Consider the following 22,465-nt stretch of genomic DNA (forward strand, 5'->3'; position numbering starts at 1 on the left):
GATGATCGAAAGCATTTTTGCGAATTTGATCGAGATCACAGTGGCCGTTTCTATTGTGATTGCATTTTTACTCTTACTGTCTCGTTTTTGGGATCGGAATTATACGGTGAAATGGCGCTATTGGCTCTGGCTGGCTTTGGCGATTCGTTTGCTGATCCCACTGAACCTGACGCTGCCCGACCCCCCTCTGCAGCTTGCTGCCCCTGAATTCTCCATGCCCATGACTGCAGCCAATACTCCGGTAGTAGTGGCGAATACGGAAAGCGGCCAAGCAAAGCAGCAACAAACGACAACTGCTGCCACAGAAGCCGCAGTGAAACCTTCGGCGCATCCGTTGGCTTTCTTAACCAAGCTGTCTTCGCAGCAGCTGCTGATCCTGTGCTGGCTGGCCGGCAGTGTAATTTTCTTGAGCTGGCAATTGTTCTCCTATTATTCTTATCGTAAAAGTTTGAGACCTTGGTGTCTGGAAATCAAAAATCCGGAGATTCTGCGGATTTATCAGAGCGTATGCAATGAACTGGCCATCAAAACAGCGATACCGCTCTTATCCTGTAAGAGAATCACCAGTCCCGTGGTAATCGGCTTTTGGCGGCCGCTGCTTTTGCTGCCGGATTGCGGGTTGCCAGAAGTGCAGACGGAGATGGTTCTGCGTCATGAACTGATTCATGTCAAACGCCGCGATATTCTTTATAAAGCATTGCTTTTATTGGTCAGAGCGGTGCATTGGTTTAATCCTTTCGTCCATCTGATGGCGCTGGAAGCCAATAAAGACATTGAATTGTCCTGTGACGCCAGTGTGGTGGCAAATCGGGATCTCATTTACCGTAAAAAATACAGCGAAACGCTCCTGGCTGCAGCACAAAGAGGCAGTAGTGCGAAAGCAGAATTTTCTACGAATTTTGGCGGAGGAAAGCAAATGCTGAAGCAAAGATTAACCAATCTTTTTGATTTTCGTTACAAGAGCAAAGGAATTCCGGCGCTGATCCTGCTGATTATGCTGCTTGGTGTAGTCGGTGTCTGTATCAGCTGCACACCGAATGCGGCCGCTTTACGCTATGAAAGCAGAGTACTCGGATTTACGCTCACCTTTCCCAGAGAGTGGTCTGATCGGTATCTCATTCAGGAGGAAGAGAATGGCATTGCCGTTTACAGTAAAAAGGTTTATCAGCAATACCAAGGCATGGGCCGGCTCTTTACCCTCAGCAGAACTGTGGGAGAGTTGATTACAGAGGCAGATGTAGAGCAGGAGCCTGTTCGGATGCAGATTGCGCTGCAGGGCAACGGTTATACTTATCTCACCCGTATGCCGTCGGATCTGCAGTGCCCACCGGATGAGCAAGCACTCGTTACCGAGTATGAAGCCTTGTCTGCCAAGGTAAGTCAGGTGGGTGCCTGGATGGCTTTGTTGGGTAATCAAAGACCCGAAGCGGAGAATGAGGGGTATCAGGTAGTGGGAACCAGCTATTTCACCCTGGAGATACCCGAGAGTTGGCAATTGCAGAGGGTGGAGGAAATGCCTCAGAATTGGCAGCTGCTGGACGCACAGGCAAAAAACATCGGTACTGTCCGGCAGGTGCTGTATCAGACAGAGGGACCGGTTGATTCGACCTTTCTTGAGGCAGATTTACTGCAGCAAGACAATTACCGTGAGTTTAAAATTACATTGACCCGAAATGATGAGAATCAGAAGATCCTGACAAAAATGAAAGACAGCTTTGTTTTTACCGGTGGACCTTTTAACGTCTTGGATTTACAGTATAATGCGCTGCAATATCTGGCACGGGATGGGCAGAAAAGTTTCGGCAAAATCGTCGGTCTTATCCAAGAGAATGGCAAAGCAACAGCCGTCCAGGTAAATGTCATGGAATTTTTGATTGATGAAACAGCGCCAAATGGCTATCAAATCCGCGATTTGCAGCGGAGCGAGACCTACTCTCTCGAATTTGGCGTTCCTATCGTTCCGCTTGTGGCGCCAAATTACAACACATACGGCACGTATGAGCTGCCTATTCTGGATCAGAGCTTTGTTGAGAAGTATACAAATTACAAAGATTACTACTATGATTTTATTCTGGCCAGTGACGGGCAGTTGAAAATCATCCTGGCTCATTACGTACCATAATTTACAGAAAAGAGCTGCCGCAAAGATAGACTTGCATTTTCAGCATCTTCCTGCTAAATTGATGGCAAAGAGGTGTTTTGTATGAGTATGGAAGCCCAAAAGCTCTATGCCTTGCTGGAAGAAGAATTTAAACCATCCGAATGCACCGAAGTATTTCCCAAAATCGGGCTGCAGTATCATCACTGTGACGAAGTGCAGCGGGTTTACACCGCAAACTTCGCCAGTCCGGAAGTTTTCGAACAATTGATTGCTTTGGATGCCAGAGCATGTCTGTTGTTTACCCATCACCCTGCACCGCAGCGGAAACTTGCTTCCGATCCGCCGGCTGTGATCCCTGAGCAATATCTTGAGGAATTGGCGAAACGTCAGATCAGCCTGTTTTCTTATCATATTCCCTTGGACCGCAACGGCCGCTGGTCTCCGGGCAACAATTTGGCTAAGGCAATCGCTGCTGCGCCATATGATGAGTTTTATTTCCAAAATGGTGTGCTGATGGGAGCACTATGCAATTCCGGCTATACTCTGGTTGATCAATTGACGCAAGCGCTGCGAACTGCGCTGAATCATCAAGTCAAATGTTATGCCTACGGTGAGTCAGCTCTGCAAAACGGACGTCTGGCCATCATGGCAGGCGGCGCTAAAAATACGGAGATTTATCGCGAGCTTCATGAGAAGGGGATTAACGCTTTTATTACTGGGGTAACCAATGCAGAGTATCCTTGGGTAGCAGATCTGCATCAGCAGGCGAAAGAGTATCGGATCAATTTGATCGGCGGTACGCATTATTCCACCGAAAAATTCGCACCTATGGTGATGTGTCATTATTTTTCTGCTTTGGGTTTACCCTCACTATTCTTGCCGGAAACTCCGCAGCTGCAGGAAATGTAAAGAGCGGAGTTGTTTGAAATTACCCGGGAGAAATTACGGCAGATCGTTTTATCAGATCAGGTTTAAAAAAGAAGCATCCGGCAGGTCGGGTGCTTCTCTGTTTTAGTGCGCAGTGATTTTATTTGCCTTTTAAATAGTGGGTTTGATAGTTGATGATCGCGCGGGCGATGACTTTTTCGGCTTCTTCCCGACCGTATACCCGATCGGCGACCGTCGATTTCCCTTCCAGATCTTTATAGACGCTGAAAAAATGCAGCATTTCCTTAAAGATATGATCAGGCAGATCGGAGATGTCGTGATAGGAATTATTGCCCGGGTCGCCAAAGGGAATGGCGATGATTTTTTCGTCATGCGCTCCTTCATCGATCATATCCACCACACCGATGGGATAGCAGCGCACCAAGACCAAGGGGTCCAGTGCCTCCGAACAGAGGACCAACACATCCAAAGGATCATTGTCATCGCCATAAGTGAGCGGGATGAAGCCATAATTGGCGGGGTAATGGGTAGAGGTGAAGAGAATTCGATCCAGAACAATCATGCCGGTCGTTTTGTCCAACTCATATTTTTTTTTGCTGCCTTTGGAAATTTCGATCACAGCGGTGAAATCGGTGGAATTGATACGGGCTGGGTTCATATCGTGCCAGATATTAGGCATGGAAAAACTCCTTTCAAGTTCAGATGATTTATGATTTGTTGCAAGCTAAGCATACGCTAAAATAGCTTGCAAAGCAAGAATGACTGTAGAGGAGTCGATCGGTTTGCCATTATTTCCAGACAACATCCGCTGCTTTGCGCGGCGCCGTGCGCCGGTAGGTGACATTCGGATAACCCAAGACAAGACAGATGACAATCGGTTTCCCGGCGAGATCCAGCAAGGCGCGCGCTTCCTTGTTGTTGCGCAGAGCGGCAGAGATAAAACCACTATAGAGCACGCCCAGGTTGAGGGCATTGGCCAGCAGCTCGATATAGGCGGCGGCCAAACTGCCGTTGACGGTGGAATGGGCCGTAATTACCATGACGGCGGGCGCTGTAAAGAATAAGCCGTCCTGCCCGTCTTCGTCATACGCTTTTAAAAGTTTCTGCAAAAACGCGCTGGGTTTCTCCGCATCTTGCAGAGTTTTGCGGATGGTCTGCCAGATCAGCGGCTTCAGCTCCGCTAATTTTTCCTCTACGATGGTCAGACTGACATCCTGCCGGTTACTGCCGGTGGGAGCAAAACGTCCGGCCTGGACCAGCTGTTCCAGCACGTTATGCGCGATAGCATCCGGCTTAAATTGACGAATACTGCGTCGATATTTCATCAGATGCAGCAAATTTTGCGGATTTACCGCAAAGGTGTCCGCTTGGTATGTTTCCAGGTCAGCGGTGGGGTAATTGGTGTTGACAATTGCCTGCTGTGGGCAAAGCGCGACGCAATGGCCGCACTGCATACAACCGCTTTCGGCTGCCGCCGCTTTTCCATTGATCATGGTAATACAGCCGGCAAAGCAATCGCCTCTGCAAAGGCCGCAGCCGTTGCAGAGTTCCGAATTGATCTGAATCATTTGAATAACCTCCCCATGCGAGCTTCTGTTATTTGCAACAGGTTTGTTGAAAAACGGGATTGAACGGACAGCCGGCCAGATGGTCGTTGATCACACCGATCGCTCCCAAATAAGAATAGATGATGGTGCTGCCAACAAATTTAAATCCGCGTTTTTTGAATTCGGCGCTGACTTTGTCCGAAAGCGCAGAGGTTGCCGGTACTTCGGCTTGCAGCTGCCAATTGTTCAGTATGGGCTTGCCATTAGTAAAAGACCAGATAAAGGCATCAAAACTGCCATATTCTTCTTGAATTTGCAGAAAAGCCTGGGCATTCGTAACCGCGGCAGCGATCTTGCGTTTGTTGCGGACAATACCGCTGTTTTCTGTTAACTCCCGGCATTTTTCCGGGGAATAAGCAGCAACTTTTTCCGGTTGAAAGCGATCAAAGGCTTCCCGAAAGGCGGGGCGTTTTTTTAAAATCGTCAGCCAGCTTAATCCTGCCTGGAAACCTTCCAAAATGAGCAGTTCAAATAACAAACGGTCCTCATGACAGGGGATGCCCCATTCTCTGTCGTGATAAGCAACCGACCAGGGATCGACGGCCCAGGGACAGCGCGGTGGGTTTAACATGGCGGCAGCCTCCTTGCTTTACTGGAATTTCATATAGATTTCATTTGACGCCGGCCCCGTTATTGAGTATGATAATAATTATCTTTTACTCATAAGGATAATTTACCACAGAGGACAAGATAAATGCAAGGTTTGCGCGAAGATTTCCCGCCACCGGTTACCGGCAACGCAGTCATAGGGGCGGTCTTAACCACTCCTGGGTAACCTATCAGGCACGGGTCGCTTTAAAAAAGGAGTTGTTTTTTGTGGCGAGTTCCATGATGCATCTGTATGCCGGCCGGAAAGTAAGCATGAATTGGCTGCCGCCGCAAAACAAAGCGCAGTTCTATCTCGGCTGTATTGTGCCGGACAGCGTCAATCTGCAAGGTTTCGCCAGTAAAGAAAAACGCTGGGCCGCTCATTTCCGCCATGCCGACCTGCAAATTTGGGCGGAGCAGGCGGCGCGCTTTTATGAAAACAGCAGCGGCGATGAGGACCCGGATTTTCTGCTGGGTTATGTCGTGCATGTTTTCACCGATATTGCCTGGGATGCCGGTGCTCATAATTATGTCTGGCGGGCCATGCCGAAACTGCAGTTGCCGGCGGTCAGCGAGTTGGGCGCCGGTTGGGACGATTGTTTTCGGTTTGACCATCAGCAGCTAAAGGCTGCCTGGTGGCTGCAGGAAGTGCGGCCGCTGCTGAAAACAGCGGCGGTAAAACCAATCAACGGCCTGAGCAAAGAATGGATGGAAGCTTTTCGGCAGCAAATCATCGCCGGCGGGACCGAGCGGGACAACAGGCTCTGCAACCCGCCGGCCTTGGTAACGGACTTGTTGGTGGATCAACTGGCAAGACAGACAGAACAGCTCTGCCGTAAGATGATCCGTCGCTCCCGGCTCCCGGCATCCGGTGCGTCGGGCGATTGCAGAGCAGCTGAAGGAGCCGGATTGCCGCCGGCGAAAACAACCGGTCGGTGAATCTTGAATCAGCACGAACAAGCTGTCGGAAACACCTTTATGCAGGAAGTTACATTTTATTTTGCTTGTGCAGGATGGGTATTGGTGCTAAGATAAAAGCTTAGTGAACAGAAATAAAAACGGTAAGTTGCCGCGTGAAGCAGGGATTTAGGACGTGATGGTATGATACGAATCGGGCTGGATGTAGGTTCCACAACCCTTAAATGCGTGGTGCTTGAGCAACACGGAGAGATCGTGTATCAGGTATATGAACGGCATTTTTCACAAATAACGGAAAGAGCATCTGCTCTTTTGAACGATATTCTGCAGCGGTTTCCCCTGGAAATTGTGCAGGGCTTGGCTGTTACCGGTTCGGCAGGAATGGGTTTTGCCGAACAAATGGGAATTCCCTTCATGCAGGAAGTCTATGCCACCAGAGTGGCAGTGAAAAAACTGCTGCCAAAAACAGATGTTGTGATTGAATTGGGCGGCGAGGACGCAAAAATTCTCTTTTTATCGGGCACCCTGGAAGTTCGCATGAACGGTTCCTGTGCCGGCGGCACGGGTGCTTTTATTGACCAGATGGCCACTTTGCTGGCGATCACCCCGGATGAAATGAACGAATTGGCCAAAGAACACAAAAAACTCTACAGTATCGCTTCCCGCTGCGGTGTGTTCGCCAAATCGGATATCCAGCCGCTGCTCAATCAGGGAGCGCAAAAATCGGATGTTTCTGCCAGCATTTTTGCGGCGGTCGTCAATCAAACCATTGCCGGCTTGGCGCAGGGACGTGAGATCAAAGGGAATATCGTCTATTTGGGCGGGCCGCTGACCTTTTTATCGCAGCTGCGTTTTGCCTTCGATCGTTCCCTGGAATTGCAGGGAAGCTGCCCGCAGAATTCACTCTACTTTGCAGCCATCGGCGCAGCGCTTTTGGCCGATGAGACGGTCTGCGATCTGGCCGCTTTGGTTGAGAAAATCAGAAATTTCACGTCCGACGGCAGTTATAAAAGCTGTCCGCCGCTTTTTGCCGGGCGGGCAGACTATGAAGTTTTTCGGGAACGGCATCAAATCGGCAAAACCTTTCCGCTCTTTCCGCTTGGCGCCGACCGGGGTGCTTATCTCGGTATCGATGCCGGTTCCACTACGGTCAAATGTGTTCTGCTGAATACACAGGATGAGGTTATTTTTACCAGTTACCAAGCCAACAGCGGCAATCCGATTCCGATTGTCAAGCAATTTTTAGAGCAGATTTATCAGAACTTTCCTGAAATTGAAATTATCGGCGCCGCTTCCACCGGTTACGGCGAAGAGATCATCCAAAAGGCGTTTCATCTCGATCAGGGTGTGGTGGAAACGATTGCGCATTATCTGGCTGCCAAACGTTTCGATCCGCAGGTGGATTTTATTATCGATATTGGCGGGCAGGATATTAAGTGCTTCAAGATTGAAAACGGCGCCATCGGCAATATTTTCTTAAATGAAGCCTGCTCTTCCGGCTGCGGTTCCTTTTTGCAGACCTTCGCCAGCGTTTTGGGTTATTCCGTATCCGATTTTGCGCAAAAGGGAATTTTTGCCGATCGACCGGTCGATTTGGGTTCGCGCTGCACCGTATTCATGAATTCTTCGGTCAAACAGGCGCAAAAGGAAGGCGCCAGTATTGAGAATATCTCCGCCGGCTTATCGATCAGCGTTGTCAAAAACGCGCTCTATAAAGTCATCCGCACTACCAGCATCGACGACCTGGGTTCGCATATTGTGGTGCAGGGTGGTACTTTTCTCAACGATGCGGTTCTGCGCGCCTTTGAAATGGAAATTGGACGCAAAGTGACCAGACCGCTGATGTCCGGCTTGATGGGCGCTTTGGGAGCCGCGCTCTATGCCAAAGAACATCGGACCGAAAAAAGCAGTATTTTAAACGCCGCTCAGCTGCTGACTTTCCGTCATTCCGCGCAGGCTATCACCTGCAACGGCTGTTCCAACCACTGCCATCTGACGGTCAATACATTCGATGACGGCAAGCGCTTTATAGGCGGTAATCGCTGTGAAAAACCGCTCGCTTTACCGGGAAACCAGAAAAAATACAATCTCTATGATGAGAAAAGACAATGGCTGCAGGTATATCAACCTTGCTCCGGTTCGCGCGGCAATATTGGTATTCCCATGGGTTTGAACATGTATGAGCTTTATCCCTTCTGGTACACCTTGTTTACCGTATTGGGTTTTGGCGTGAAAAGTTCGCCGCAGTCCAGCCCCCGGCTCTATCGCAGAGGACAGCACACCATCCCTTCCGACACGGTTTGCTACCCGGCAAAATTGATGCACGGACATGTGGAAGCACTGGCGGAAGCGGGTGTCGATGCCATCTTTTACCCCTGTATGAGTTATTATTTTGACGAAGAGCTGGGAGATAATCATTACAACTGTCCGGTGGTGGCTTATTATCCGGAAGTCATCAGCGCCAATGTCAGCTTACCGGCGGGGATCAAACTGATCACGGATTATGTGGGGATTCACCGTCCGGCGGATTTCCCCAAAAAGATGCAGGCAATTTTGCAGCGTGAATTCGGTCCGATTTCTTTGGCGGAAGTCGAGCATGCGGCCAAAATGGCTTATGAAGAATATGGCGCTTATATGCAGAAAATACGGGACAAAGGAAAAGAATTTTTACAGATTGCCGCTGAGGAAAATCTGCCGGTGATTGTGCTGGCCGGCCGGCCGTACCATCTTGATCAGGAAGTCAATCACGGTATTGATAATTTAATCTGCAGTTTCGGCGCGGTGCTGGTCAGTGAGGATGCCGTTTCCGATCTGGTTGAGAAGTTTCCCACGACGGTCTTGAATCAATGGACCTATCATTCCAGACTCTATGCTGCCGCTAAATTTGTGGCCGACAGTAAAAACCCGAAGATCAACTTAGTCCAATTGGTTTCGTTCGGTTGCGGCGTGGACGCCATTACCACAGATGAAGTTCGCAAAATCCTGGCAAAGGAGCATAAAATTTACACACAGATTAAAATTGATGAAATTACCAACCTGGGAGCTGTTAAGGTACGCTTACGCAGCCTGTTTGCCGCGGTTGGACAGGAAACGAGATGACACAAGATGGCGGATGAGCAAAATCGGGTTGAATTTACCAAAGAAATGAAGAAGACCTATAAGATCCTTTTTCCGAATATGGCAGATATTCACTTCCGCATCCTACGCAATGTTTTTGTCAGTTACGGTTACGATGTTGAACTGCTGACCAACACCGACAGCAGTGTGATTGACGAAGGCCTGAAATATATCCATAACGATGCCTGTTATCCGGCGCTCTTAACCACGGGTCAGATGATCAGCGCCCTGAAAAGCGGGAAATACGATTTGAACAAGACGGCGCTGATGATGTCGCAGAGCGGCGGCGGCTGCCGCGCCTCCAATTACATCCATCTGCTGCGCAAAGCCTTAGTCAATGCCGGTATGGGGCAGGTGCCGGTAATTTCGGTGAATTTATCGGGCCTGGAAGAAAACAGCGGTTTTAGAATCACGCTGTCCATGCTGCGCAAAGCGTTAGCCGCCCTCGCTTACGGCGATCTGCTGATGCTGCTCAGCAATCAGACCAGACCGTATGAAACCGAACCCGGTCAGAGCGACCGGACGGTAGAGCATTGGGTCAGCTTTGTTTCCGACCTGTTTGAAAAAGGCAAAGCCACGAGCACGAAGGAAATTAAAAACTACTGCAGTGAAATGCTTCATGCTTTTGCCGCGATTCCGCAGCGCATAGTCAAGAAGGTCAAAGTCGGCATCGTGGGCGAGATTTATGTCAAATATTCCGCCCTGGCCAACAATAACCTGGAAAAGCTGCTGGCCGAGCAAGACTGTGAAGTGATGGTGCCCGGTCTGCTGCAGTTCATGCTGTTTAAAGTGGATAACCGGATTGAAGATATCAAACTCTACGGCGGCAGCCGGATTAAAAAAACGGTTGTCGGCTGGCTCTATCAATTCCTCAAACAATTCGAAACTTATTTGATTCAGGCGGTGCAGCAGAATTCCCGCTTTATCGTGCCTGCCAGTTATGAGCATATCAAACAACTGGCAGCGCCTCTGATCGGCGCCGGCTGCAAAATGGGTGAGGGTTGGCTGCTGACCGGCGAGATGTTGGAACTGATCGAAAAAGGCTATCATAATATTGTCTGTGCGCAGCCGTTCGGCTGTCTGCCCAATCATATTGTGGGCAAGGGGATGATCCGCCAGATCCGAACACTCTACCCGCAGGCCAACATTGTGCCGATTGATTATGATGCCGGCGCTACCAAGGTCAATCAGGAGAACCGCATCAAACTGATGCTGGCGGTGGCCAGAGAGCAGTAGGAACCCGGGGAAAGCCGGCGGGCGGGGTAAGCGGGAGACAACAAAGCGGAGCGTGAGTTCGGTCTCATTCTACAGCGGTTTTTAACAGAAATAGAGCCAACGTAACTGAAAACATGCTCATAAAGCACGGTAAAAATACCGAACATTATAAGCATGTTTTATTATCCGAAGCAATGCTGTTCTCTTTATCCGGAAAAACGTGATCATTTAAACCCTGGATTCCCGCCATACATCACTAGGTGGGTGGCAGGACATCCATTGCTTCATATAATTTTTTTGTTTTTCGGGAACCTCACCCAGGCGTAGTTTATCACCAGGATTTTCGAAACACTCGATGATATCCAATTTATCGAGGAACGACTGCAGAGTCTAATGAGTAAAGAGTTTTTTCGGCTCTGCTCCTGTTTTAGTGGAAAAGGGAAATTCAAAACGGTTTTGGAACAGCCGGTGGAAGCTTTCCGGCGACAAGATAAATCATGGAGGAGTATCCCTCTAAGGTGTGAAAGCCTGTGGCGTTGCGTTTAGCCGCCCGAATCACGAAATGGATTCCCTCGCAAATCGCGTTGGTAACGGTTTTTGAAGTAGGCAAGAATTTTGTCCTTATGCCGCCTAAGAGTTTCAGCGGCATCCTTTATGGGCAGCAGGCGGCAGCGGCGCATCCATGAATACAAGCTGTCAAAGCCGCTTTCGGCTTCCTCCATGGTCTGACTGGCGTAGAAATCATCGAGCCCCACGATTATGCGGTAAGCGCGGCCTGCCTTTTGGTATCGCCTGGACATTTCGGCGATTTTGAACGCCTGTTTCTTGCTTAACCTCGCCTGGGGAATCAGGAACAGCCTCCGTCCGCGGAAAAGGTCTTTCTTGTCGGCGACCGCCTTCTGCTCTGCCTTGCGAACCTCATTCAGCGCGTCCATCATCACCTTTTCCGGCTGTTTCTCCGTTCAAACGGTGCGTTGACCCGGACGCCTCCGCAGTGTGGGCACAGCATTTTTGGTCGGCGGCAATGTACCAGGCACGGATAGAACATCACGTCCCCATGCCGCCACACACGCTCCCTGGTCTCATAACCGAATCGTTTGGTTTGCGCGCCGCATTTGGGGCAGGCAATGGCCGGCCCCCTTCTGGATCCCAAAAGGAATGTGTAGTGCAAGTTCCTTCTCGTTAAACTCTGCGCCGATGATATACCACAGTTCTTCCAAGCCGAGCGAACCCGTCATCATTTTCGATAGGTTGTCTATGGATTCCATTCCTTCATCACCCTGCTCCCATGATATCATATCAACTACTTCGGGAGTAGAGCCGAAATTCCTCTGAGATTGATTTTATCATTGACGATGGTGAACAGATCATACCGATTGAAGTAAAAGCAGAAGTGAATCTGATGGCAAAGAGCCTGAGAACTTATAAAGATAAATTTTACCCAGAGCTTTCCGTGCGTATTTCAATGGCGGATTATAAAAAGCGAGAGTGGCTGGTTAATTTGCCACTCTATGCTGTCTCTGAGGTTAGCAGGCTGCTTGAATAAGCCGCCTGAATCAGTTTTTTTCTGGATTCGGTTAGGGAGTAATCCTTCGTTTTGATCAAACGATTAATTGATTCGTCTTCTTAAGATACTTTGCCGGGATCGGACGCTCCAGCTGCCAGGTGATATTCATGGGCCGACTGCCATAGTGCTGCAGATAATGAGCAAGGCCGAGCAAGGTATAGGGTGCTGTGCCAAACATATCCGTTTTGTATTCGCGAACGAACAACAGCACTTTACTGCCGCGCTCGCGGTGATGGAGATAGCGCTGACCGGTGGGGGAACTGTCTGAGGTTGTGCTCTGACTTTGCCAATGAAATAAACTTTCATTGACAGAATAGTCGTTGTACATCGTCGAGGGGGAATAATCCTTATCTGATTTGTTCAGTGTTATGAAGAGCAGATCGATCTGTTTTTCCGGCAGCCATTTGACTCCTTCACGTATCGTTGAGGGCAGCCTGTAATCCATGGCAACCAGCAGCTGATCACGGGTGTAGGAGCAGTGCAGATCCAGGGGGCAGGCAAAACCCAGATGCAAAGGTTCATCGATGAAATCGATGTGGTCGTAGTTATACTGTAACAGCGTCATTAGTTCCGCAAGCAATACCGGGCTGCCGGCAAGCGAGCTGAGATTCCTGAATACTTCGTCACTGTTCCAATTGTCCGCGGCCTTTTGCCAAACCGTAATATAGAACATTTGCAGCATGCGCTCTTCCGGCTGTGTCAGTTTAGCAAAATCCACCTGATTCAACCGCGGTAAGATATCCAGCAAAAAGGAGATCCACCTGCGCGAATCAATGGTCGCGATACGGCCGAACGCTTTTGTCAAGCGGTCCTCGATTGCTTCGACAAAGTTTTCTTGGACTCCGGCCAGAACGCAAAGGCGGCTAAAGCTGTATCGTGCGTAGATCGTGCGGCTATCCAAATGGTAGTAGCCTATGAAATTTGCCAGATTCAGGGGCAGACCGCTGTCCTCTGCAAAGCTGGTAAGTTTGCTGATCAGCCCGGACTTTGTGCTGAAGGAACTCTTTATATTTTCCAGAATATAGGCTGCCGCCTTTTTCTCCAATTGGATGTAGCAGCCCTTTGGCGCGGACAGAAAGCCATTTTTCAATTCGTATTGCACACTATGGTTTGAATTGGTCAGCAGTGCTGCGAATTTTTCTTCAAAGTTATACTTTTTGTTTGCCTGACCGATGAAATCCAGCACGGTCAGGCATTCCTTCTGTTCGGCTAGACGCAAACCGCGGCCGAGCTGCTGCAAAAAGATGGTCAGCGATTCGGTTGGGCGCAAGAACAACACGGTGTTGACTTCCGGGATATCCACTCCTTCGTTGTAGAGATCAACCACGAAAATGAAACGGATTTCTCCGGATCGCAACCGTTTTCTGGCTGTCTTGCGTTCTTCATCAGCCGACTGACTCACCAGTGAGAGGGAGGGCAACCCGTTTTTATTGAAGAAATCCGCCATGAATTTGGCGTGCTCCACCGATACACAGAAACCCAAACCTTTCAGGTCATGCAGATCCGTCACGTACTTTTCCAGGGATTGCAGGATGTTGTCCGCGCGCCGTTCTGCCACAACGCGATGCAGGGAGTAGAGGTTGCTCAGTTCCGCCTTATCGTAGCCGCCGCGCACCCAGCGCAGCTCACTCAGATCGACGGTATCTGTTATGCCAAAATATTGAAATGGGCACAATAGCTTCCGGTCAATGGCTTCCGGCAGACGGATTTCTGCTGCAATCCGGCCGTTGAAATAGTCCAGAATACTTTTACCGTCCAGGCGTTCCGGTGTTGCGGTCAAGCCCAACAATATTTTCGGTTTGAAGTGACTCAGCAATTTCTGATAGGTTGGTGCGGCGGCGTGGTGGAACTCATCCACAATGATGAAGTCATAGTAATCCTCAGGCAGGTTTTCGCAGAATGCCTGAGAATTCAGGGTCTGGATCGAAACAAAGAGGTGATCAATTCCCTCCGGCTGATAGCTGCCGACGAACAATTCGCCGAAATTTTGGTCCTTCAGTACACCCTGAAAGGTGTCGCGGCTCTGTTTCAAAATTTCTTCCCGATGAGCCACAAAAAGCAGCCGGTTCGCTTGACCGATGTGATCGCGACAGAAGCGGCGATAATCAAACGCGGAGATTACGGTCTTGCCTGTGCCTGTTGCCGCCACCACGAGATTATGATAATGATGCCTTACCTCACGCTCCGCGCAGAGCTGATCCAGAATCTCTTGCTGAAAGGGATAGGGATGAATGTCAAAGACGAAAGAGCGGCCGGCATCAAAACCGGGGCGCTGTTCTGCTTTCAACGCCTCTCGCAAGCGTTCGTGTTCGTCTTGCTTGTATAATTCAAATTCACTGGAATTCCAGTAACTGTCAAAAGTAGCTCTGATCTTCTGAATGGTTTCCGGTAAATCTTTGGCTGTTAGCTTAATGTTCCACTCAAGGCCACTGGAAATGGCACTGTTGGACAGATTCGAGGAACCTACATAAGCTGTGCTGAAGCCGGTATCGCGGTAAAACGCATAGGTTTTTGCATGAAGTCGGGTTCTTTTGGTGTCATAGGAGATCTTGATTTCCGTGCGCGGCAGCCCGGCCAGTTCCTCTATGGCTTTCAGATCGGTTGCACCCAGATAGGAGGTGGTGATGACGCGAAGATCACCACCGTGCTGAGTAAACTCACGCAGTTCCTCCAGAATCAACCGCAGACCACTCCACTTTATGAAAGATACCAACAAATCGATCCGATTGGCTGAGAGTATCTCTTTTTTCAGCTCGGAAAACATTTGAGGTTCATGTGCTGCACCGGTAAACAGGCTGCTTTGGGCGATGGAGGTTAGCGGCCGGTTCATATCACTTGCTGTTTTGCCCAACATCAGACTGGGATCATTCTCTCCCAAGAGGGCAAGAAGCTGCTCTGCGCGTTCATCCACAGAGAAAACGGCAAAGTTTGCTTCCTTTGTCTCCTGTTCAATCAGGTTGACAATTCGGTTGGAAAGAGCAACCTGCGCCGCCAGATCTCCGCCATTGTCCAATAGATTTTCCAGCCCCCGCTGCACCACATCGGAGAGATATTGTGCCAGTATCCTGGAGGCTTCCGCCTTGTCAATCGGCGCAACAGCCTTACGGGCGTCCTGAACAACGGCAAGCTCGCTGCCGATCATTGTATTAATGACTTGTTCATATAGGCCGGGCTTCAACATTCTTGTTCACCTCAAATAAAACATCTTTCATCGGATGATTGCTGTTGTTCTGCCAATGATGACAGCCTGAATTTCAGAACGATTCAATTTCGTTTCGGTTCTTACAGAGATCGCCGCAAACAGGATCAGAGCGCTGCCATACCGGCGGAGCGGTTCAGGCTGCCTGTATTGAAAATATGGGTAATTGTCCCAGGGCAAACTCTTTGCAGCAGCGATAATTGGAGTATGCAGAAGCCACAGCCGGAAAGCCAGGCAAAGCAATGAGGAAAAGCAATCGACTTTCTCGAGAAATCTGTAAATCCGCACTGAAATGAGAAAAAACCAATTATTCGCCGCGAATTTGCCGGCGATTCTCTGAATATTCAGCGCGTTATTTTCGCTGCGGCGTCTGCCAAAGCGTTTTGTATGGATGTTGCGCGCAAAAGCTTCAAAAAGAATGACCGCTGGATCTGTCAAATCAGCTGCTCAAATGCTGATCTGACTTTGTTTGTCGATGCGGAAATGAACGCGGGAAACCAGACAATTTAACCTTAACCCAAGGCGACATCTAAAACCATCATGATCAGAAAACCGAGCATCACCCCTAAGGTGCCGATATTGGAATGTTCTCCCAGATGAGCCTCCGGGATCAGTTCCTCCACAACCACATACATCATGGCACCCGCCGCAAACGATAAAAGCCAGGGCATATACGGTATAATTACGCCGGCGAGCAGCACCGTCAAAACACCAAAAACAGGTTCCACAATCCCGGACATACTGCCCAGGAAAAAGGCTCTTTGCGGACTGACGCCTTCCTGACGAAGCGGCAGCGAGATAGCGGCTCCCTCCGGAAAATTTTGTATGCCAATGCCGAGCGCCAAAGCCAGTGCGGAAGCATAAACCGCCGATTCACCGCCATGTTGGGCAGCCAAAGCGAAGGAAAGGCCCACCGCCATTCCTTCGGGGATATTATGCAGCGTGACCGCCATGACCAGCAAAGAGGTTCGTTTCATCGAGGAAGACAAACCTTCTCTTGTGTTTTTCTGCGGATGCAAATGCGGAATCAGTTGATCCAGCAGGTATAAAAAAGCGATCCCCAAAATAAATCCCCCGGCTGCCGGCAGCCAGCCAATCTGCCCGTTTGCCTGGGCCTCTTCAATAGCGGGGATTAAGAGGCTCCAGACGGATGCCGCAATCATGACACCGGCGGCAAAACCAAGAAATATTTTTTGGATACCGCCGCTCATGGATTTGCGGAATAAAAAAACCATGGCAGCGCCGAGGGTAGTCATGAGAAACGTAAAACCGGTTCCGGCGCCGGCCCATAATAATGCCTTTATCACATTTTCACCTCGTTCAAATCTTTTTCATTTTCTTCGTTGATCTATTCCGCATCTTAGGATCGAACCCCTTTTTGCTCTATTGAAACCGCTTAGTTTCAGCTTCTTCTCTAAAAGCATGTGAGAACCTTAGGGGATTAAAAATATGGCTGATTTGATCATAATCTGGGTGGAACTGTTTTGTCTGTATAAGATCGTTGATTGTAAGCTTAAAACAGCGGAGTGCCTTTGTTCAGCCATGCCTGGTTTGACTAATTGGAGGATCTTTTGATGAATCCTTGATTGAGCTGCCGGCGTATTTTCAGTAATATTGCCAGAACGAAGTGAAAAAATCGTTAGCTCTACCTGCCGTTTGAACGTCCCTGCTGCGTTCAAACGGCAGGTTATTTTTTGTTAGAAAAAATGCTGAAAATAATTATTGACATATGTCATAAACCATGTATAATAAGAATTGAAAGCGGCATATGTCAAAAACAAAAGGAGGTGAATGACATGCCAAGGAGAGATGGGACCGGCCCAGTGGGTGCGGGAGCAATGACCGGAAGAGGGTTAGGTACATGCGGAGCTCATGCAGTAAAGTATGGTGCTGGCTTGGGATTAGCCTTAGGCTTAGGTTATGCTTGCAGGCGTGGTTTTGGATGTGGCTTTGGAAGAAATGCTTTTTTCAATCCGAGCTCTGCTAAAACACCAAAAGCGCTACTCCAGGAACAAAAAGAGGCATTGCAAAGACGGCTTGAAGTGATTAATCAGCAATTAGAAAATTCATGAGAAATGGCAGAAGTAACCAGACTTAGTTCTGGTTACTTCTGTACCTGTAAATGAATGAGATTTCGTTCTCTCCATTTTTCAAGAGGAAGACAAAGCGAGATTTCCATCATGACTGCGAAGTATGAGATATAGATGGTGCAGAATTTATGAAAAGTTTCGCAATCAACAACCGCAAAAAAAAAATTAGAATGGAGGATTACATTGAAAATAGCAATACCAGTAGAGAGTAAAGGAATAGAATCGGATGTGTGCCCGTCCTATGGGCGTGCGCCATTTTTCCTCTTCTATAATACGCTCACCAAAGAAAGTTATTATTTAGATAACAGTGCCGTCGCCAGCCAAGGTGGAGCGGGGATCAGAGCGGCTCAGGTACTGGCAGATCATGGTGTTAAGGCACTGCTAACACCGCGTTGCGGCGAAAATGCAAAAGAGGTTCTGCAAAAAGCGGAGATTTTTGTCTATAAAACAATCCCCGGAACAGCGAAACAAAATATAGATGCCTACTTAGCCGGGCAACTCATCTCACTCAGTGATTTTCATCCAAGCCTTCATGGTCATGAAAAATAAGAGCACCAAAATTGCCGTGCTGAGTGGTAAAGGGGGTACAGGCAAGACACTGATTGCCGTTAATTTGGCTGCAGCAGCGGGGAAATCTGTCTATATTGACTGTGATGTAGAAGAACCAAATGGCTATCTGTTTTTCAAACCTGAAGCTGTTGATGAAGAAGACATCACGGTGAAAATACCTGTTATCGCTACAGCGCTATGCAAGGGTTGCCGCCAATGTGTAGATTTTTGCAAATTCAACGCGCTTGCTTTTATCAAGAATAAGCCGTATGTCTTTGAAGAAGTCTGTCACTCCTGCGGAGGTTGTCTGCTGCTCTGCCCGGAAAAAGCAATTACTGAGAAAGAAAAGAAGATTGGAAAAATCGAAAAAGGCGTATCCGGTCGGGTTACGGTAAATACCGGAGTGATGAACACCGGTGAGACTTCCGGTATTCCGATCATAAAAAAACTTTTGCATGAAAATAACAGCCATAACGAAGTTCCTGTCTGGATCGATTGCCCTCCGGGTAGTGCCTGCCTTGTTATGGAATGTATTAAGGATGCGGATTATTGCATATTGGTAGCTGAACCAACTTTGTTTGGCGTGCAAAACCTCAATATGGTCTATGATTTGGTCAGGTTATTCGGTAAACCATATGGAGTGGTGCTCAACAAATGCTTGAATGGTGAGAATCCTGCGGAAAAGTTCTGTACGGAAAGAAGTATTCCAATTTTAGGACGGATACCGTTTGATCATGAGCTTGGAATGTTGAATTCAGATGCCAAAATAGTTGCAAGAGAAAACGAGAGATTTCGGATATTATTCTCTACCCTGCTTGAAAGCGTGATGAAGGAGGTGCGACATGAAACAATTGTTGATTCTCAGCGGTAAAGGCGGCACCGGCAAGACAACAATAGCCAGTGCTTGCATCAAAATTTCTAACGCTGCAGCTTTTGCCGATTGTGATGTTGATGCACCTAACCTTCATTTAGTCATGATGTTGACCTGCGAGCCAAAGCATACAGATTATTATGGCATGCCAAAAGCCGAGATAGACATCAAAAAGTGTACTGCTTGCGGAAAATGTACAGAGTTTTGCCGGTTCCAGGCAATTTCCCCACTTGGAGGCTATAAAGTAGATCCATTTGCCTGTGAAGGGTGTGGTGTTTGTGTAGCGATTTGCCCGGTGGGAGCTGTTTTACTAAAACCCACGATAGCGGGGAAGATGATGTTATATACGGATAACGGTAAAGTTTTCTCGACAGCACAATTAAAAATGGGCAGCGGTAGCTCGGGAATGCTTGTTACCAAGGTGAAAAATCAAATGAAATCAGCTTCAGGGCCAGCTACCGAGTTAGCTATCATCGATGGTTCGCCGGGAATTGGCTGTCCGGTCATTGCCTCTCTCAGTGGTATTGATATGGTCTTGATTGTGGCGGAACCAACAATATCCGGGATCAGCGACATGGAACGCATTATAAAAACTGCCGGGATATTCCAGACTAAGATCGGGGTATGTGTCAATAAATATGATACCAATCTCGCGAATACGGAAAGGATCGAAGAATTCTGCCGGGTGAAAGGCCTTTTGTTTACAGGAAAGATCCCGTTCGATCCTGAAGCGGTTAAGGCAATTAACCAGGGGATGACTATCGTTGACGTTGTTTGCCCGTCTGGGACTGCTGTAAAAGAAGTTTTCAGCAACAGCTTACAATTGCTTTACAAGGAAGACAATAAGCCAAGAGCATGAATGCAAAGGGATGGAACCTACAAAAGACTGAGTATTGTTATGGGCATACAGGTTGATATTGTTGTATAGAAAAGCAGAGAACGAATTTTAAGTAAGGAGATATTGGCAGTGAGTGAAAAATGTGAGCAAAATTATGGCAGCTGCGGCGAAGTCTGCGAAGATAGAAAAGCAGCGAAAACGGATTTCCGGGTAGATCCGCATGAACTGAGTCATATCAAAAAGGTCATTGGTATTGTCAGCGGAAAAGGTGGAGTGGGAAAATCAGCGGTAACATCTATGCTTGCAGTAGCGATGCAAAGAAAAGGGTACCGCGTCGCGATACTGGACGCCGATGTGACCGGACCTTCTATTCCCAAAGCGTTCGGTATCAACGGTAAGGTTTCCGGCGGTGAATCCGGTTGGTTTCCATTGAAAAGTAAAACGGGGATTGACATTATGTCGATCAATTTGCTTTTGGAAAACGATACCGATCCGGTGATTTGGAGAGGCCCGATTCTGGGTAAGACGGTGAAGCAGTTTTGGACAGATGTTATTTGGGGTGATGTGGACTTTATGTTGATCGATATGCCGCCGGGCACCGGCGACGTACCGCTCACTATTTTTCAGTCTGTAGCGATAGACGGTATTATGATCGTCACTTCTCCGCAGGAACTTGTTTCGATGATTGTTTCAAAAGCGGTTAAAATGGCGGAAATGATGGCGATACCGGTTTTTGGTTTGGTTGAAAATATGTCCTATTTCATCTGCCCAGATAACGGTAAGAAATATAAAATATTTGGCGAAAGCCATATTGATGAAATTGCTGATCAGCATAAGCTGAAGATTCTTGCCAAAATTCCGCTTGCTCCAGAAATCTCTACAGCCTGCGATCAGGGTATGATTGAATTCCTTCAGGAGGATTGGTTGGATTCTCTTGCTCAATTACTAGAAAAAATGGAGGAGAAAGAAATGATGAGAATTGCTATTGCTGGCGAAGGAAAGAATGTGACGGAACATTTTGGTCATTGCGTTAATTTCCTGGTTTACGATGTGGAAAACGGTAAAATCATCAAGGAAGAAGCCATCCCGAATCCTGGTCATAAACCGGGTTTCCTGCCGAATTTTCTTGCCGATCGCGGTGTAAAGGTGATTATCAGTGGTGGCATGGGCGGCGGTGCAGTCGATATTTTTAACGAAAGAAATGTTGAAGTTGTCGTCGGGGCTTCTGGTGATGCCAAAGCAGCTGTTGAAAAGTATCTGAGAGGCGAACTGAAGACAACGGGATCTGTTTGCCACGAGCATCAGCATCAGGATGAATGCGGCAAATAGGAGACGGGGTGTCTCCATCGGGTTTTATCGGATGCAGTGATCAATCAATTTTGACATCCACAGAATCAAAAGCGATTTGCTACGAGCGAACGAGGAAACGCTAAGATTATAATAGTAGTTTTCCGGGCTTGAGGTGAGTTGCCTGACGCGAAGATTCACTTGTTCTGCGCTCGGAGAAGATGTGATTAAAAACACCGGTGTGGAATTCAGGTGAGTAAAGAGCGGAGCCGCATGGCTGAAATGTGTGAAAACGATACGCAATTGAGTTGTGCCTGCATCCGGGCTTTCATTAAAAATTCATAGCGAAACAGACGGAAAAAGCGGAGCCCTGTGACTGTAAAAGCAGACGCAAGGCTCTGTTCTGTTATCGTTGCAATGGGAAAAACCAGTCCGCTTCCGGCATCAAAAAGAAATATGTTTTGTGAATTGACGAATTTTTTCTTTGCTTTTAATCTTTTGCCGGTCATTATTGCCGGATGATCCAAGTCGGCTAGGATAATTATGCCTATCTGCCCATCAGTGATCAGAATCTGTCGCGAACCCGGCAGATGTTTGTCTGCCGCTTGCTGATATAAAAAAGGTGTTGACTCCGGAAAAAAAGAAAGTAGATACCTTGCTGATGATTCGGATGAAAAAAAGTAAGGGATTGGCTTGCAAGCGTTTGGTGCCATTGAATATCCGGGAGGCAATCTACGGAATTCATGAGAGGTGCTGTAGATGCCGGAAAAAAGCGGACGAGTTTTCATGATAAGTTCTTTTTCGGCAAGGATAAAGGACAATAAGCGCATCCGAAGGCGGCTTGCGTGAGGAGATTCCATGAAGATACAAGGTTTACAAAGAATGACATTACTGGACTATCCGGGTAAAATAGCAGCGACGGTGTTTACCGGCGGCTGTAATTTCCGGTGCCCTTTTTGCCACAATGCCGCTTTGGTTTTGCATCCGCAAAAAGATCAGAGCGGATTGGAACAAGAATTCTTTGGTTTTTTAGCCAAACGGCGAGGGTTATTGGATGGGATTTGCCTATCGGGGGGAGAGCCGCTTTTACAGGAGGACCTGAAAAATTTTATTTTTGAAATCAAATCCCTTGGTTTTTTGGTAAAGCTGGATACCAATGGAAGTTTTCCTTCTAAACTCAAAGAACTGGTCGGAGCCGGTCTGATCGATTATGTGGCAATGGACATTAAGAACTCTCCCGACGCGTATGCGAAAACGGCAGGGATAACTGACAATGTGCTGCCACAGATTAATGAGAGCGTCAATTTTTTGCTTTCGGGTGCCGTCGATTACGAGTTTCGTACGACGGTAGTAAAAGACTTTCATGCCAAAGAGAATTTAATTGAAATTGGCAAATGGATCCGGGGAGCCCAAAGATATTTTCTGCAAAACTTTGTCGACTCGGGAGATCTGATACGACCCGGGCTTCAGGGTATGGATAAAACAGAACTGAGCGTATTGGCGGAAGTTGTACGTGAATTTGTCCCTTCCGTGCAAATCAGGGGGATATGACCTGCATCTTGTATCATGGTAAAAAATAGAATACAATATATTGTGCTTTTCCTTGACAAGCTGCTATAATCATATTACA

17 protein-coding genes and 3 pseudogenes are annotated in these 22,465 nt (G+C 48.0%); 11 read left to right on the top strand and 9 right to left on the bottom strand.

Annotation, left to right across the window (positions count from 1 at the left end):
• Position 1: 1 nt before the first annotated feature.
• Together LLG09_03380 and LLG09_03385 are read left to right on the top strand one after the other, a co-directional pair.
• A complete protein-coding gene (locus LLG09_03380; GenBank protein MCE5196157.1) occupies positions 2-2,122 on the top strand; it encodes a M56 family metallopeptidase in 2,121 nt (706 codons plus the stop codon).
• Between the two features lie 81 nt (positions 2,123-2,203).
• On the top strand, positions 2,204-3,010 hold the full coding sequence (locus LLG09_03385) for a Nif3-like dinuclear metal center hexameric protein (protein MCE5196158.1): 807 nt from the start codon (positions 2,204-2,206) through the stop codon (positions 3,008-3,010).
• Between the two features lie 118 nt (positions 3,011-3,128).
• Here LLG09_03385 and LLG09_03390 read toward each other — a convergent pair whose 3' ends face one another.
• The 3 genes from LLG09_03390 to LLG09_03400 form a co-directional block, all read right to left on the bottom strand.
• On the bottom strand, positions 3,129-3,668 hold the full coding sequence (locus LLG09_03390) for an inorganic diphosphatase (protein MCE5196159.1): 540 nt from the start codon (positions 3,666-3,668) through the stop codon (positions 3,129-3,131).
• A gap of 109 nt (positions 3,669-3,777) precedes the next feature.
• A complete protein-coding gene (locus LLG09_03395; protein ID MCE5196160.1) occupies positions 3,778-4,557 on the bottom strand; it encodes a nitroreductase family protein in 780 nt (259 codons plus the stop codon).
• Between the two features lie 28 nt (positions 4,558-4,585).
• Entirely contained in the window at positions 4,586-5,167 is a 582-nt protein-coding gene (locus tag LLG09_03400; GenBank protein ID MCE5196161.1) for a DNA-3-methyladenine glycosylase I, read from the bottom strand.
• A gap of 245 nt (positions 5,168-5,412) precedes the next feature.
• Here LLG09_03400 and LLG09_03405 point away from each other — a divergent pair, with 245 nt between their 5' ends.
• A complete protein-coding gene (locus LLG09_03405; protein ID MCE5196162.1) occupies positions 5,413-6,123 on the top strand; it encodes a zinc dependent phospholipase C family protein in 711 nt (236 codons plus the stop codon).
• Positions 6,124-6,285: 162 nt separating this feature from the next.
• A pseudogene (locus tag LLG09_03410) lies at positions 6,286-10,455 on the top strand (acyl-CoA dehydratase activase-related protein).
• Positions 10,456-10,879: 424 nt separating this feature from the next.
• Here the strand turns inward: LLG09_03410 and LLG09_03415 are convergent.
• From LLG09_03415 to LLG09_03425, 3 genes and pseudogenes are all read right to left on the bottom strand, one after another.
• Positions 10,880-11,372 (bottom strand): annotated as a pseudogene (locus LLG09_03415) (transposase).
• Positions 11,372-11,587, bottom strand: a complete 216-nt coding sequence (locus LLG09_03420) for a transposase family protein (protein ID MCE5196163.1) — start codon at positions 11,585-11,587, stop codon at positions 11,372-11,374. The pseudogene LLG09_03415 and the gene LLG09_03420 overlap by 1 nt, the downstream one beginning before the upstream one ends.
• Positions 11,517-11,702: a hypothetical protein gene (locus LLG09_03425; GenBank protein ID MCE5196164.1), complete on the bottom strand. Its 186-nt coding sequence runs from the start codon at positions 11,700-11,702 to the stop codon at positions 11,517-11,519. Before LLG09_03425 ends, LLG09_03420 begins: the two co-directional genes overlap by 71 nt.
• Before the next feature lie 62 nt (positions 11,703-11,764).
• Here LLG09_03425 and LLG09_03430 point away from each other — a divergent pair.
• Positions 11,765-11,980, top strand: a pseudogene (locus tag LLG09_03430) (DUF4143 domain-containing protein).
• Between the two features lie 55 nt (positions 11,981-12,035).
• Here LLG09_03430 and LLG09_03435 read toward each other — a convergent pair.
• Together LLG09_03435 and LLG09_03440 are read right to left on the bottom strand one after the other, a co-directional pair.
• The gene (locus LLG09_03435; protein MCE5196165.1) at positions 12,036-15,182 is read right to left on the bottom strand and encodes a DUF3427 domain-containing protein; all 3,147 of its coding nucleotides are present in this window, start codon (positions 15,180-15,182) and stop codon (positions 12,036-12,038) included.
• 530 nt (positions 15,183-15,712) lie between these two features.
• Positions 15,713-16,507 (bottom strand): ZIP family metal transporter, encoded by a 795-nt coding sequence (locus tag LLG09_03440; GenBank protein MCE5196166.1) that lies wholly within the window; start codon positions 16,505-16,507, stop codon positions 15,713-15,715.
• 387 nt (positions 16,508-16,894) lie between these two features.
• Here LLG09_03440 and LLG09_03445 point away from each other — a divergent pair, with 387 nt between their 5' ends.
• The 5 genes from LLG09_03445 to LLG09_03465 all read left to right on the top strand — a co-directional run bounded on the left by LLG09_03445 (position 16,895) and on the right by LLG09_03465 (position 20,877).
• Positions 16,895-17,272 carry a DUF5320 domain-containing protein gene (locus LLG09_03445; GenBank protein MCE5196167.1) on the top strand — a complete coding sequence of 126 codons (378 nt, stop codon included), beginning with the start codon at positions 16,895-16,897 and terminating at the stop codon, positions 17,270-17,272.
• Positions 17,273-17,473: 201 nt separating this feature from the next.
• Positions 17,474-17,839 carry a NifB/NifX family molybdenum-iron cluster-binding protein gene (locus LLG09_03450; protein MCE5196168.1) on the top strand — a complete coding sequence of 122 codons (366 nt, stop codon included), beginning with the start codon at positions 17,474-17,476 and terminating at the stop codon, positions 17,837-17,839.
• On the top strand, positions 17,829-18,710 hold the full coding sequence (locus LLG09_03455; GenBank protein ID MCE5196169.1) for an ATPase: 882 nt from the start codon (positions 17,829-17,831) through the stop codon (positions 18,708-18,710). The genes LLG09_03450 and LLG09_03455 overlap by 11 nt, the downstream gene beginning before the upstream one ends.
• Positions 18,682-19,569, top strand: a complete 888-nt coding sequence (locus LLG09_03460; GenBank protein MCE5196170.1) for an ATP-binding protein — start codon at positions 18,682-18,684, stop codon at positions 19,567-19,569. Before LLG09_03455 ends, LLG09_03460 begins: the two co-directional genes overlap by 29 nt.
• A 108-nt stretch (positions 19,570-19,677) precedes the next feature.
• Positions 19,678-20,877, top strand: a complete 1,200-nt coding sequence (locus LLG09_03465; GenBank protein ID MCE5196171.1) for a P-loop NTPase — start codon at positions 19,678-19,680, stop codon at positions 20,875-20,877.
• A 206-nt stretch (positions 20,878-21,083) separates the two neighbouring features.
• Here the strand turns inward: LLG09_03465 and LLG09_03470 are convergent, their stop codons facing one another.
• The gene (locus LLG09_03470; protein MCE5196172.1) at positions 21,084-21,656 is read right to left on the bottom strand and encodes a hypothetical protein; all 573 of its coding nucleotides are present in this window, start codon (positions 21,654-21,656) and stop codon (positions 21,084-21,086) included.
• Between the two features lie 37 nt (positions 21,657-21,693).
• On the opposite strand from LLG09_03470, the gene LLG09_03475 reads away from it, so the two are divergent.
• On the top strand, positions 21,694-22,386 hold the full coding sequence (locus LLG09_03475) for an anaerobic ribonucleoside-triphosphate reductase activating protein (GenBank protein MCE5196173.1): 693 nt from the start codon (positions 21,694-21,696) through the stop codon (positions 22,384-22,386).
• Positions 22,387-22,465: the final 79 nt, after the last annotated feature.

The organism is Negativicutes bacterium (assembly GCA_021372785.1).
In the GTDB taxonomy this organism is placed as follows: domain Bacteria; phylum Bacillota; class JAAYKD01; order JAAYKD01; family JAAYKD01; genus JAJFTT01.

Excerpts from the sequence above, each read along its gene's own strand:
- LLG09_03400 (MCE5196161.1), bottom strand. The coding sequence starts at position 5,167 with ATGTTAAACCCACCGCGCTGTCCCTGGGCCGTCGATCCCTGGTCGGTT.
- LLG09_03390 (MCE5196159.1), bottom strand. The coding sequence starts at position 3,668 with ATGCCTAATATCTGGCACGATATGAACCCAGCCCGTATCAATTCCACC.
- LLG09_03475 (MCE5196173.1), top strand. The coding sequence starts at position 21,694 with ATGAAGATACAAGGTTTACAAAGAATGACATTACTGGACTATCCGGGT.
- LLG09_03395 (MCE5196160.1), bottom strand. The coding sequence starts at position 4,557 with ATGATTCAGATCAATTCGGAACTCTGCAACGGCTGCGGCCTTTGCAGA.
- LLG09_03460 (MCE5196170.1), top strand. The coding sequence starts at position 18,682 with ATGAAACAATTGTTGATTCTCAGCGGTAAAGGCGGCACCGGCAAGACA.
- LLG09_03380 (MCE5196157.1), top strand. The coding sequence starts at position 2 with ATGATCGAAAGCATTTTTGCGAATTTGATCGAGATCACAGTGGCCGTT.
- LLG09_03455 (MCE5196169.1), top strand. The coding sequence starts at position 17,829 with ATGAAAAATAAGAGCACCAAAATTGCCGTGCTGAGTGGTAAAGGGGGT.
- LLG09_03425 (MCE5196164.1), bottom strand. The coding sequence starts at position 11,702 with ATGGAATCCATAGACAACCTATCGAAAATGATGACGGGTTCGCTCGGC.
- LLG09_03385 (MCE5196158.1), top strand. The coding sequence starts at position 2,204 with ATGAGTATGGAAGCCCAAAAGCTCTATGCCTTGCTGGAAGAAGAATTT.
- LLG09_03435 (MCE5196165.1), bottom strand. The coding sequence starts at position 15,182 with ATGTTGAAGCCCGGCCTATATGAACAAGTCATTAATACAATGATCGGC.